Origin of the sequence: Luteolibacter rhizosphaerae (assembly GCF_025950095.1) — a bacterium.
In the GTDB taxonomy this organism is placed as follows: Bacteria; Verrucomicrobiota; Verrucomicrobiia; order Verrucomicrobiales; family Akkermansiaceae; genus Haloferula; species Haloferula rhizosphaerae.
On sequence record NZ_JAPDDR010000008.1, the window covers coordinates 312,657 to 325,285 of the forward strand.

The 12,629-nt window shown below is 63.1% G+C and carries 10 protein-coding genes; 9 read left to right on the plus strand and 1 reads right to left on the minus strand.

Translation table 11 applies throughout. From position 1 onward, the window contains the following. Positions 1-120: 120 nt before the first annotated feature. Positions 121-1,701, minus strand: coding sequence for a glycine--tRNA ligase (locus tag OJ996_RS16835; protein ID WP_264514796.1), 1,581 nt, complete (start codon positions 1,699-1,701; stop codon positions 121-123). A 375-nt stretch (positions 1,702-2,076) separates the two neighbouring features. Between OJ996_RS16835 and OJ996_RS16840 the strand changes: the two genes are divergently transcribed. The 9 genes from OJ996_RS16840 (at position 2,077) to OJ996_RS16875 (ending at position 12,440) form a co-directional block, all read left to right on the plus strand. After that, entirely contained in the window at positions 2,077-3,183 is a 1,107-nt protein-coding gene (locus OJ996_RS16840; protein WP_264514797.1) for an L-dopachrome tautomerase-related protein, read from the plus strand. Positions 3,184-3,525: 342 nt separating this feature from the next. After that, complete coding sequence (kdpF, locus tag OJ996_RS26425; protein ID WP_345783793.1) at positions 3,526-3,609, plus strand: K(+)-transporting ATPase subunit F; 84 nt, start codon at positions 3,526-3,528, stop codon at positions 3,607-3,609. Positions 3,610-3,622: 13 nt separating this feature from the next. Next, positions 3,623-5,386: a potassium-transporting ATPase subunit KdpA gene (gene kdpA / locus OJ996_RS16845; RefSeq protein ID WP_264514798.1), complete on the plus strand. Its 1,764-nt coding sequence runs from the start codon at positions 3,623-3,625 to the stop codon at positions 5,384-5,386. A 24-nt stretch (positions 5,387-5,410) separates the two neighbouring features. Beyond that, the gene (gene kdpB, locus OJ996_RS16850) at positions 5,411-7,432 is read left to right on the plus strand and encodes a potassium-transporting ATPase subunit KdpB (RefSeq protein WP_264514799.1); all 2,022 of its coding nucleotides are present in this window, start codon (positions 5,411-5,413) and stop codon (positions 7,430-7,432) included. 2 nt (positions 7,433-7,434) lie between these two features. After that, entirely contained in the window at positions 7,435-8,025 is a 591-nt protein-coding gene (gene kdpC / locus OJ996_RS16855) for a K(+)-transporting ATPase subunit C (protein ID WP_264514800.1), read from the plus strand. Further along, on the plus strand, positions 8,022-8,387 hold the full coding sequence (locus OJ996_RS16860) for a hypothetical protein (RefSeq protein ID WP_264514801.1): 366 nt from the start codon (positions 8,022-8,024) through the stop codon (positions 8,385-8,387). Before kdpC ends, OJ996_RS16860 begins: the two co-directional genes overlap by 4 nt. Before the next feature lie 32 nt (positions 8,388-8,419). Further along, entirely contained in the window at positions 8,420-11,065 is a 2,646-nt protein-coding gene (locus tag OJ996_RS16865; RefSeq protein WP_264514802.1) for a DUF4118 domain-containing protein, read from the plus strand. After that, a complete protein-coding gene (locus OJ996_RS16870; RefSeq protein ID WP_264514803.1) occupies positions 11,062-11,727 on the plus strand; it encodes a response regulator transcription factor in 666 nt (221 codons plus the stop codon). Before OJ996_RS16865 ends, OJ996_RS16870 begins: the two co-directional genes overlap by 4 nt. Positions 11,728-11,882: 155 nt before the next feature. Continuing rightward, complete coding sequence (locus OJ996_RS16875) at positions 11,883-12,440, plus strand: DNA-3-methyladenine glycosylase I (RefSeq protein WP_264514804.1); 558 nt, start codon at positions 11,883-11,885, stop codon at positions 12,438-12,440. Positions 12,441-12,629: the final 189 nt, after the last annotated feature.

Sequence of the window (12,629 nt, forward strand, 5' to 3'; positions counted from 1 at the left end):
GCTGCGCCTCGAGAGGTGAGGTGAGCCGGGATAGCGGCTTCGTCCGCCTGAAGGCGGGACTACTTACCCTTGGTGGCCGGCGTTGGGGGTTGGGGCGCGAGACGCGCCCCCTCCTTGGGATTAGCGGACGCGCTCGAGGAGCCAGGGGAGGAGAGCATCGATGGCGATGCGCTCTTGTTCCATGGAGTCGCGGTGGCGGATGGTGACGGTGTCCTTCAGCTCGGGGCCGTTTTCGCCGAGGGTGTCGAAGTCGACGGTGATGCAGAAGGGGGTGCCGCACTCGTCCTGGCGACGGTAGCGCTTACCGACGGAGCCGCCGTCGTCGTAGAAGACGGTCATCCACGGTTGAAGCGTCTTCTGGATCTCCTTGCAGATGCGGACTTGGTCTTCGTTCTTCTTGAGAAGAGGGAAGATGCCGACCTTCACGGGGGCCATGCGCGGGACGAAGCGGAGGACTTCGCGGGAGTCGTCCTTGCCCTTGTCATCGGTAAGCTTCTCGAAGTCGTAGGCCTCGCAGATAAGGGCGAGCACGGTGCGGTCGCAGCCGGCGGAGGGCTCGACGACGTGCGGGAGGAAGCGCTCCTTGGTTTCCTCGTCGAAGTATTCGAGCGGCTTGCCGGAGCCCTTCTGATGGACGCCGAGGTCGTAGTCGGTGCGGTAGGCGACACCTTCCAGCTCCTGGATGCCGAAGGGGAACTCGTATTCGATGTCGTAGGTCTTCTGCGAGTAGAAGGCGCGCTCGCCATCGGGGATGTCGAGGATGTGGAGCTTCTCGCGCGGGATGCCGATGTCGCTGTAGAAGTTGAGGCGGGCTTCGAGCCACTCGTCGGTGAGGCGGAGGCCGTCTTCCGGACGGCAGAAGTACTCGATCTCCATTTGCTCGAACTCGCGGCTACGGAAGGTGTAGTTGCGCGGGTTGATCTCGTTGCGGAAGGACTTGCCGATCTGGGCGATGCCGAAGGGCAGCTTGATGCGGTTCGAGTCGAGGACGTTCTTGTATTGGACGAAGATCGACTGCGCGGTCTCCGGGCGCAGGTAGGCGTCGGAGGACGGATCGTTGTCGTCCGCGGAGGCACCCATCTTGGTCTTGAACATCAGGTTGAACTCGCGGGGCTCGGTGAGGAGGCTGCCGTTGTCCGGATTGAAGGAGGTGGTGCCGGTGACTTCCTCGCGGCGGTCTTCGATCAGCTCGAGTTCCTTCGGGGAGATCTTCTTGTCCGGCATGAGCTCGCCGTAGAACTTGCGGGCGGTCTTGTGGGACTCGATGGGGTCCTTGCCGGGGGCGACGAGGACGGCGAAGGGGCGCTCGACGCTCCAGCTGGTGGCCGCGTGCTTGGCGCCCTTGAAGTAAACGGCGGTGCCGTCCTGGGCGGGGACCTGGTCGGCGCGGAGGCGGGCCTTCGAGAGGAGGCAGTCGCACATCGGGTCGCTGAAGCTATCGAGGTGGCCGGAGGACTTGAGGACCTGCGGCATAGTCAGGATGGCGCCATCCATGCCGAGGACGTCATCGCGCTCCTGGACGGTCTTGCGCCACCAGTAGTCCTTGAGATTGCGCTTCAGCTCGGCCCCGAGCGGACCGTAGTCCCAGCAGCCATTGAGACCGCCGTAGAGTTCACCGGCTTGGAAGATGAAGCCGCGGCGCTTGCAGAGAGAGACGATTTTCTCCATGCGGGCGGGGTCGGTGAAGTCCTTGTTGGCCATAGGGTCGAGCGGGTTGGGGGGCGGATGGAATCAGGCCGGGGGGCGGGGGGCAAGGCGGGATTGTGGAAGCCGGGAAGCGCGAATTACCAAGCACTAGTTTTCAAACGGGAGTGGGGCTGGGTTGGGGGGAGGCAGGGTGCCGAGCAAGTGGTGGGCGGTGGGAGACTACCGCGGAGGCGCAGAGATCGCGGAGGAGCGCGGAGGCAGGCAACTACCAATGGCCAAGCACCCTTGAGGCGGCCGGAATGAAGTGACATTTCCGGGGTCTCCCGCCGCCGCCAAGGGAGGGCGAGGAGTCCTGAAGGCTGAACGCTGAACTCCGGATTTCGAACGGGAGGGTGGCGCGGAGGAATAGAGGGGATAGGTTGGCCTCTGATGAGCATGTACCGAAGGATCTTTTGCGGGGTGCTGGGGATGGTGGTGATGGCAGGGGCGGCTCGAGCGGAGGAAGCGGGGAAGCTGGAGGAAGTGGCGGCCTTCGGGAAGAACCAGCCGATCGGGATGGCGGTGGCGTCGAAGCCGAACCGGGTGTTCGTGTCGTTCCCGCATAAGGAGCCTTTTTTGTACGGGCTGACAGAGATCGTGAACGGGGAGCGGAAGCCATTCCCGAACGAGGAGTGGAACCGCTACGATACGACGAAGCCGGAGAGCCACTTCGTGAACGTGCAGGATCTTTTCGTGGATGGCGGGGATGACCTGTGGGTGTTGGATTCGGCACCGGGGGCGGCGGGTTCGATCTTCGGGAAAGAGGGCGGGGCGAAGGGCGGCTACTTCAAGCTGGTGCGGATCGATCTGGAGAAGAACGAGGTGGCGCGGGTCTATGATTTTCCGGATCTGGCGAAGGAGAAGAGCGGCCTGAATGACGTGTGCGTGGATCTGGGTCACGGGCTGGCCTATTTGTCGGACCCAGGGCAGAAGGCGATCGTGGTGCTGGATCTGGAGAGCGGGAAGACGCGGACGGTGCTGCAGGAGCATGCATCGACGCTGGCGACGCCGGGCTTCAAGCTGAGCTACGAGGGCAAGGAGATGGTGGATGGGGAGGGGAAGCCTTTCAGCTCGAACGTGAACGGGATCGCGCTGACAAAGGATGAGAAGTATTTCTACTACCGGGCGATCAACCAGACGAAGCTGTACCGGATCGAGACGAAGTATCTAGCGGATGCGGGACTGAGCGCGGAGGAACTGGGGAAGAAGGTGGAGACTGTGGCGGAGACGGGGGTGTGCCACGGGATGGTGACGGATGCGAAAGGGAATGTTTTTCTAACAGATTCGATGAATCAGGCGATGAAGTATGTGACGCCTGAGGGAGAGCTGAAGACCCTGGTGACGGATGAGAGATTGATCTGGCCGGATTCGCTGGGGGTGGGGTCGGACGGGTATCTGTACCTGACCTGCGCGCAGATGAACCGGCTGCCGAAGTATCACGGCGGGGAGGACAAGGTGAGCTATCCTTACCGGGCTTTCCGGGTGAAGTTGCCTTGAGGGGAGGAAGAGGTTTTTGAACAGGAAGGAAGGGAGGAGAGGTGAGGTTGGATGGGGGAGTGGTGTTCTTCCCGAAGGTTCGGATCGACTGAAGTTGTTCGATCCATCCAAGAATAGGCAGTCGGACCTCTTCGATTCGCGAAGCGGGCGCAGCCAGTGGTCGGGTGGCGGGCTGGCTTTGATGCTTTTTTTACGGGGTCGGGCGGGGCTTTGACTCCTGCTTCGGGAAAGGCGTGGGACGATGGTGACGAATGAACGACCTCGTTTACCTCGCCGTGACGGCCGGCTTCTTCGGGCTGGCGGTCTTGTACTCCCGCTTCTGCGGCAACCTCTGAACCCGCCATGGAAACCATCATCGTCGGGCTGATTGCCCTTGCCCTGCTTGCCTACCTCTTCACGGCCATGATCCGGCCGGAGAAATTCTAACAGACCTGACATCATGCATGCGAAGGACTGGATACAATTGATGCTCTTCCTGGGAGTGCTGGCGGCGATCACAAAGCCGCTGGGGATCTATTTGAGCAAGGTGCTGGATCCGGAAGGGAAGACCTGGCTCGACCCGGTTTTGAAGCCGCTTGAGCGGCTGAGCTACCGGGTGATGGGAACGGAGCCGAAGAAGGAGCAGGACTGGAAGGGATACACACTGGCGATGTTGGTCTTCAGCCTGACGGGCCTGGTCTTCACGTATGCGATCCTGCGGCTGCAGCATCTGCTGCCGATGAATCCGGAAGGATTGCCGGGCCTGAGCCCCGCACTGGCTTTCAACACGGCGGTGAGCTTCACGACGAATACGAACTGGCAGAGCTACGGGGGTGAAGGGACGATGTCCTATTTCTCCCAGATGGTGGGGCTGAGCTTCCACAACTTCGTGTCGGCGGCGACGGGGATCGGGATCGCGGCGGCGCTGGTGCGGGGTATTGCGCGGCAAACGACTTCGTCGCTGGGGAACTTCTGGGTGGATCTAGTACGATGCACGTACTACTTGCTGCTGCCGATCTGTGCGGCTCTGGCGGTGTTCCTTGTCTCGCAGGGGATGATCCAGAACTTCAAGAGCTACGATGTGGCCCAAGTGGTGGAGCCGCAGGTGGTGCAGGTGGAAGATGCGGAAGCGACGACGGTGGGCACGCAGAAGATCGCACAGGGTCCGATGGCCTCGCAGGTGGCGATCAAGATGCTGGGAACGAACGGCGGCGGCTTCGTGAATGCGAATGCGGCGCATCCTTATGAGAACCCGACGCCGCTGTCGAACTTCGTGCAAATGCTTTCGATCTTCGCAATCGGTAGCGGGCTGACCTGGTATCTGGGGAAAGCGACGGGGAACCAAGGGCACGGGTGGTCGGTGTGGGCGGCGATGATGGTGCTCTTCGTGGCAGGCACGCTGGGCTGCTGGTGGGCGGAAGCGCGGGGGAATCCGATTCATCACGGGCTGGGGCTGGCGATGGCGGACGGGAACTTCGAGGGGAAGGAGGTGCGCTTCGGGATCTTCAATTCCTCGCTGTTCGCAGTGGTGACGACGGCGGCTTCGTGCGGAGCGGTGAACTCGATGCACGACTCTTTCACGGCGCTCGGCGGACTGGTGCCGCTATTCATGATGGAGCTGGGCGAGGTGGTGATCGGTGGCGTGGGTGCCGGGCTCTACGGGATGCTGGTCTTCGTGGTGTTGGCGGTGTTCATCGCCGGATTGATGGTGGGGCGCACGCCGGAGTATCTCGGCAAGAAGATCAACGCCTTCGAGGTGAAGATGGCGATGCTGTCGCTGCTGGTGCTGACGCTGACGATCCTCGGCTTCACAGCGTGGGCCTCGGTGAGCGACTGGGGTTTGGCGGGCTTGAACAATGCGGGACCGCATGGCTTCAGCGAGATGCTGTATGCCTATAGCTCGGCGACGGCGAACAACGGCAGTGCCTTCGGGGGGCTGACGGCGAATCCGGCGAGCGGTGATCCGCACTACAATGTGACGCTGGGGGTCGCGATGCTGGTGGGGCGCTTCCTGATGATCGTGCCGATCCTGGCGATGGCGGGTTCGCTGGCGAAGAAGAAGACGTCGCCGCCGGGGCCGGGAACGTTTCCGGTATCGGGCGGGACCTTCGTGGTGCTGCTGATCGGCACGGTGCTGCTGGTCGGTGCGCTGAACTTTCTGCCTGCGCTGGCGCTGGGTCCGATCGTCGAGCACTTCCTGATGCTGGGTGGCAACCTGTTCTAACAAAAATTTCAAAGGATTACGATCATGTCTGCAAATGCTCCATCACTCTTCGACAAGGCGATTCTGGTGCCTGCGATCGGAGATGCTTTCAAGAAACTGGATCCGCGCCTGATGGTGAGGAACCCGGTGATGTTCGTCACCGAGGTGGCGGCGGTGCTCACGACGGCGGCGATCTTCACCACGCCGGGCGAGCGGGGATTCATTTTCCAGCTGGCGGTGTGGCTGTGGTTCACGGTGATCTTCGCGAATTTCGCGGAGGCGGTGGCGGAGGGGCGAGGCAAGGCGCAGGCGGACAGCTTGCGGAAGGCGAGGAAGGACACGATGGCGCGGCGCCTGGTCAAAGGTCGCGAGGAGAAGGTGCCGGCGAACTCGCTGGAGAAGGGGGATACGGTGGTGTGTGAAACCGGTGATGTGATCCCTGCCGACGGCGAGGTGACCGAGGGCATCGCGAGCGTGGATGAAGCGGCGATCACGGGTGAGTCCGCGCCGGTGATCCGCGAGAGCGGCGGGGACCGCAGCGCGGTGACGGGCGGCACGCGGGTGATCAGCGACCGGATCGTGATTAAGATCACGTCCGAGAAAGGGAATACTTTCCTGGACCGGATGATCTCGATGGTGGAGGGGGCGAAGCGGCAGAAGACGCCGAACGAGATCGCGCTGACGATCCTGCTTTCGGCGATGACGCTGATCTTCCTGCTGGTGTGTATCACGCTGAAGCCCTTCGGTGTCTATGCGGGCATGGAGTTCACGACGCCGGTGCTGGTGGCGTTGCTGGTGTGCCTGATCCCGACGACGATCGGTGGTCTGCTGAGTGCGATCGGGATCAGCGGGATCGACCGGCTGATCCGGAGAAATGTGATCGCGACGAGCGGCCGTGCGGTGGAGGCGGCGGGTGATATCGACGTGCTGCTGCTGGACAAGACGGGGACGATCACGATCGGGAACCGGATGGCGTCCGCTTTCCTGCCGGCACCGGGAGTGGGCGAGCAGGAACTGGCGGATGCGGCGCAGTTGGCCTCGCTGGCGGATGAGACGCCGGAAGGGCGGAGCATCGTGGTGCTGGCGAAGGAACAATTCGGCATACGCGGGCGGGAGCTGCAGGCGCCGCATGCGAGCTTCGTGCCCTTTGCGGCGCAGACGCGGATGAGCGGCGTGGACCTCGATGGACGAAGTATCCGGAAGGGTGCGGCGGAGTCGGTGCAGCGCTGGGTGGAGGAGCAGGGAGGGAGATTCCCCGAGGAAGTTTCGGCTGCGGTGGAAGCGGCGGCGCGGGCCGGGCGGACCCCGCTGGTGGTGGCAGAGGGGAAGAAAGTGCTCGGCGTGGTGGAGCTGAAGGATGTGGTGAAGGGCGGGATCAAGGAGCGCTTCGCGCAGCTCCGGAAGATGGGCATCCGCACGGTGATGATCACCGGCGACAATCCGATGACCGCGGCGGCGATCGCGGCGGAGGCGGGTGTGGATGATTTCATGGCGCAGGCGACGCCGGAAGATAAGCTGAAGCGGATCCGGGCAGAGCAGGCCGCAGGTCACCTCGTCGCGATGACCGGCGATGGCACGAACGATGCACCGGCATTGGCCCAGGCGGACGTGGGCGTGGCGATGAACACGGGCACGCAGGCGGCACGCGAGGCGGGCAACATGGTGGACCTGGACAGCAACCCGACGAAGCTGATCGAGATCGTGGAGATCGGGAAGCAGCTGCTGATGACGCGCGGTTCGCTGACGACCTTCTCGATCGCGAATGATGTGGCGAAGTACTTCGCGATCATCCCGGCGATGCTGATGGTGACCTTCCCGGCGATCTCGCCGCTGAACGTGATGAAGCTGGCCTCGCCGCAGAGTGCGATCCTGAGTGCGGTGATTTTCAATGCGCTCATCATCATCGCGCTGATCCCGCTGGCGCTGAAGGGAGTGGCCTACAAGCCGCTCGGCGCGATGGCGGTGCTGCGCCGTAACCTGCTGGTTTACGGACTAGGTGGCTTGTTGCTGCCCTTCGCGGGGATCAAGGCGGTGGATCTGGTGGTTTCAACTCTCAAACTTGTCTGAACATGAATGCATTTGTTTCTGAGATTCGCAGTGCGGTCGGAGCGACCGTGGTGCTGGGTGTGATCTGTTGCGGTGCCTATCCCGTGGTGGTGACGGCGATTGCGAAGACGGCGTTCGCCGAGAAGGCGGATGGCAGCTTGATCCGGGATGGCTCGGGCAAGGTGGTGGGCTCCGCGTTGCTGGGGCAGAACTTCTCGGGTGAGAAGTATTTCCATCCGCGGCCTTCGGCGGCGGGGGTGAATGGTTACGATGCCGCGAGCTCGAGCGGCAGCAATCTGGGGCCAACCTCGCAGAAGTTGGCGGACTTGCTGAGAGAGCGGGTGGCGGCTTACCGGGTGGCGAACGGTCTCGCGGCGGACCAAGATGTGCCGGCGGATGCGGTCACGGCATCGGGGAGCGGCTTGGATCCTCACATCAGTCCGGCGAATGCGGGGCTGCAGGCCGGGAGGGTGGCAAAAGCTCGGAATCTTCCGGTGGAAAAAGTGCGGGAGCTGATCGAAGCTCACACCGGGAAGCCCGATCTCGGAATCCTGGGAGATGCCGGGGTGAATGTCCTGCAACTGAACCTCGCGCTCGACGCGATCTCGCCATGAAAATGCCGGTGTTGTGTTTCCTCTCGGTGATGATGCTCGCGAGTTGCGGGAAAGAGGGCGAGCTGCCCGATGAGAAGAAGGTGGCGATGGAGCGGCTGGTGGAATCGCAGTCGGGGCCGCGCTACTTTCAGGCGGTGGAGGGGAAGGCGGTGCCGGACGAGCAGGGGGAAGTTTGGATCGATGTGGGAGAGGCTCGCGAGCAGGTCGAAAGGATTGTACGCGAGAGAAAGGGTAATCAGGCAATGAAGGAGCGGATCTACAAGCTGATCGACGAGGCGGCGACTCCCCATCCCTCGCGGGCGGTGGGTGGCGAGCGGGCGAGCCTCGCGAAGCTGAACGTGGCGCTGGATGCGGCCCCGTGAACTGCTAGGGTGGTGACAGGCAAGGCCAAGCGATGAGCGACGACTACCGCCCGGACCCCGACCTTCTGCTCGCGCAGATGCAGCGCGAGGAGCGGGGGCGTCGCGCGGGGCGACTCTTCATCTTCCTGGGCATGTGTCCGGGGGTGGGGAAGACCTATGCGATGCTACAGGCGGCGCGGCAGCGGCGGAACGAGGGGATCCGCGTGTTGGCGGGAGTGGTGGAGACTCATGGCCGGGCGGAGACAAAGGCGCTGCTGGAAGGGATCGAGGTTCTGCCACGTAGGAAGATCGAGCACGGCGGGCATCTGCTGGAGGAGTTCGATCTGGATGCCGCTTTGGCGCGGAGGCCGGAGCTGCTGCTGGTGGATGAGCTGGCACACACGAATGCGGCGGGCAGCCGCCATAACAAGCGTTATCAGGACGTGCTGGAGCTGCTGGACAGCGGCATCGACATCTACACCACGCTCAACGTCCAGCACATCGAGAGTCAGGTGGACATCGTGCGCCAGATCACGGGGGTGGCGGTGCAGGAGACGGTGCCCGACTCGGTGCTCGATCGCGCACATGAGATCCAATTGATCGACCTGAGCGTGGAGAAGCTTCTGCAGCGCTTGGCCGAGGGGAAAATCTATCAGAGTGAAAGGGCGCACGCGGCTTTCGACGGGTTCTTCCGTGAAGGGAATCTGACGGCATTGCGCGAGATGGCGTTGCGCTTCACGGCGGAGCGGGTGGACCGGGATGTGGAGGATTTTCGCCGGGCAAGGCGGGATCCGAGTCCGTGGAAAACGAATGCGCGCTTGCTGGTGGGAGTGGCGCCGACTCCCTACTCGGAGAGTTTGGTGAGGTGGACGCGGCGTGCGGCAACGAGGATCGGCTGCCCGTGGATCGGGGTGTGGGTGGAGGGCGTGAGGAAGCTGGGACCGGGCGAAGAAGAGTTGCTGGCGCGCGGACTGGCGCTGGTGAGGAAGCTGGGAGGAGAGGTGGTGCATGTGACAGGTGAGGATGTGGCCAAGGCCCTGTTAGAGGTGGCGCGGGATCGGAACGTGAGCCAGATCGTGGTCGGTAAGTCGGACGGGAAGAAGCCGTGGAAGCGGACTCTGACCGACCGGGTGATCGCGGGGAGCGGGGATATCGATGTGTGTGTGGTGCGGCCCTTTGCGGGGAAAGCGGCGCGAAAGGTCGATGAAGTTCCCGAGCCGATAAAGTCGGCGTGGGGCGATTACACGGGGGCGGTGGTCCTGACTGGCGTAGCGACAGGCTTGGGCTTGGCCGCGCAGCCATTCACCGGATACACGGTTCCGGCGTTTATCTACCTGCTGGCGATCGTGCTGGGCTCGATGCGTTGGGCGAGAGGCGCGACGCTGATGATGGCGGCGATCTCGGCATTGGCGTGGAACATTCTGTTCATCCCGCCGAAGTTCACGGTGAACGTGGACCAGCCCGAGGACATGGCGATGCTGGTGATGTTCTTCGTGGTGGCACTGGCGATGGGGCAACTGACGACGCGGCTGCGGATGCGCGAGGTGGCGGAGCGGCAAAGGCAGCGACATACGGATGCACTGCTGCGGGTGACCCAGCAGGCGGCGCTGAGCCCCGAGACGGGGAAAGGCTTGGAATCGGCCTTGCGCGTGATCGAGTCGATCTTAGGCGGGCAAGTGGCGCTGCTGCTGCGGCAGGATGACCACTCGCTGGGCCGGGTGCCTCACGCAGCGAGTGCCTTTCAGCCGGAGGAGAGCGAGTTTGCGGTCGGGGCGTGGAGTTTCACGAACCACCGGCCGGCGGGGCGCTTCACGGACACGCTGCCTTCCGCGCAGGCGACATGGTTTCCCCTGCAGACGGCGACATCGACGATGGGAGTGATCGGCCTGAAGCGTGACAAGGAGACGCTGGTCTTCACGGAGCGGCAGGCGATGGAAGCCTTCGCGCTGCAACTCGCTCTGGTGCTCGAGAAAGAGCATTTCATCGAGGCGGTGCAGCATGCGGAGAAGCTGGAGGAAGGGGAGAAGCTGAGGCGGGCGCTCTTCGACAGTGTCTCGCATGAATTGAAGACGCCGATCGCGGTGATCCGGGCGGCGGTGGAAACGGGGGAGTCCGATCCGCGCCTGGCGGAGATCGACGTGGCTTCCCGGAGACTGCAGCGGATCGTCGAGGGTCTGCTCCAGATGACGCGGCTGGAGGCTTCCGTGATCGAGCCCAGGCCGGAGTGGTGCGATGTGAACGACATCGTCTCGGGTGCGCTGGAGGTGACGCGGGAGCCGCTGAAGCATCGCGAGGTGAGCTTGGACATTCCGGCGGATCTGCCGCTGGTGAAGACGGACCACGGCCTGCTGGAGCAGAGCCTCGCGAACCTGCTGCACAATGCGGCGGTGCATACGCCGGAAGGTTCGGCGGTGGAGCTGTCGGTAGCGCGGCGGGCGAGGGGGATCGAGTTCGTGGTGAGGGACCATGGCAAGGGGCTGGCGGAGGGCGAGGAGCGGAAGATCTTCGGGAAGTTCTATCGGGCTCCGGGTGCTCCGGCGGGGGGGACGGGGCTGGGCTTGTCGATCGTGAAGGGATTCCTGCGGGCGCTTGGCGGGGAGGTGCTGGTGCGCAATCATCCTGCGGGTGGCGCGGAGTTCACGATCCTCTTGCCCGCGGAGACGATGGATGCGAACACCTTGACCCCTGCGACGACGTGACCGCTTTGATCATCGATGACGAGGTGCAGATCCGGCGTTTGCTGCGGCTGGCGTTGGAGTCGCGCGGCTACTCGGTGCAGGAGGCGGGGAACGGCCAACTGGGGCTGCAGGCGGCGGCGGTACACCGGCCGGATGCCGTGCTACTTGACCTGGGCCTGCCGGATATGGACGGGCTCGAGGTGCTAAAGCGTCTGCGGGAGTGGAGCGAGGTGCCGGTGCTGATCCTGTCTGTTAGAGACGAGGAGAAGGGAAAGATCGCGGCGCTGGAGAACGGGGCGGACGACTACGTGACGAAGCCCTTCGCGACCGGCGAGCTTCTCGCGAGGCTGGTGGCGATCCAGAGGCGGCGGCACGGGAACGATACTCCGGAGATTGTCTGCGGGCCCTTGTTGGTGAGGCTGGACCGGCATGAGGCGATTTTGAAAGGAAAGGAGATGAAACTGACGCCGACGGAGTATGCGTTCCTGAAGACGCTGGCTCGGCATCCGGGGAAGATCGTGACGCAGCGGCAGCTGCTGAGGGAGGTGTGGGGACCGCAGGCGGAGGATCAGACGCACTATCTGCGGGTGTATGCAAACCTGCTGAGGAAGAAGCTGGGGGATCTGCTGTTGATCCGGAACGAGCCGGGGATCGGTTACCGTCTGGTGGAGCCTTTGGAGTGAGGGTTTTGAACAGGAGGGAAGGGAGAGAAGGCAGGAGAGAATGTTTAACCGGGAATGGACGCGAATTGGCGCGAATGGATTGAGATGAGGAAGAGAAGGCTTGAGGGCTGCCTTTTGGGGTTGGATCGGGGGGAGGGATTTGAAAGATGGCGAGGATGACGCGTTGTCCTTGGTTGCCGGTGGATCGTGAGCTGTATGTGGAATACCACGATACGGAGTGGGGGGTGGCTTCGCGGGACGAGCGCTATCTATTCGAGATGATCAATCTGGAGGGGGCGCAGGCTGGCTTGTCGTGGTGGACGGTGCTGCAGAAGCGTGAGCACTACCGGAAGGTCTTTCACCATTTCGTGCCGGAGAAGGTGGCGAAGATGAAGGATGCGGAGCTGGAGAAGCTGGCGCTAGATCCGGGAATCATCCGCCACCGGGGGAAGATCGAGGCGGTGCGGGCGAACGCGAAGGCATGGCTGGCGCTGCGCGAGAAGGAAGGGGATCCGGTGGAGTGGATCTGGAACTTCGTGGGAGGGAAGCCGCGGGTGAATTCGCCGAAGTCGATGGCCGAAGTTCAGGCGAAGACGGAGGAGTCCGATGCGCTGAGCAAGGCGCTGCGGAAGGCGGGATTCAATTTCGTGGGATCGACGACGATGCATGCGTTCATGCAGGCGGTGGGCATGGTGAACGATCATACGAGGGACTGTTTCCGGTATGGGAAGTGACGGGTGGTGGATTCTGCCGCAAAGAGGCGCAGAAAGGCGCAAAGATTGAGTGGGGTAGTGAGTGAGGTTCTTGAGTGGCTTATGGTGTGGGAGGAATATCAAGGGGTCTCGGCAGGGCGATGAGCGGGGTGAGGTCGATCAAAAGCGGCGATGCTCGCCGCACTCCATAGCGGCTGCGCCGCGAAAGGG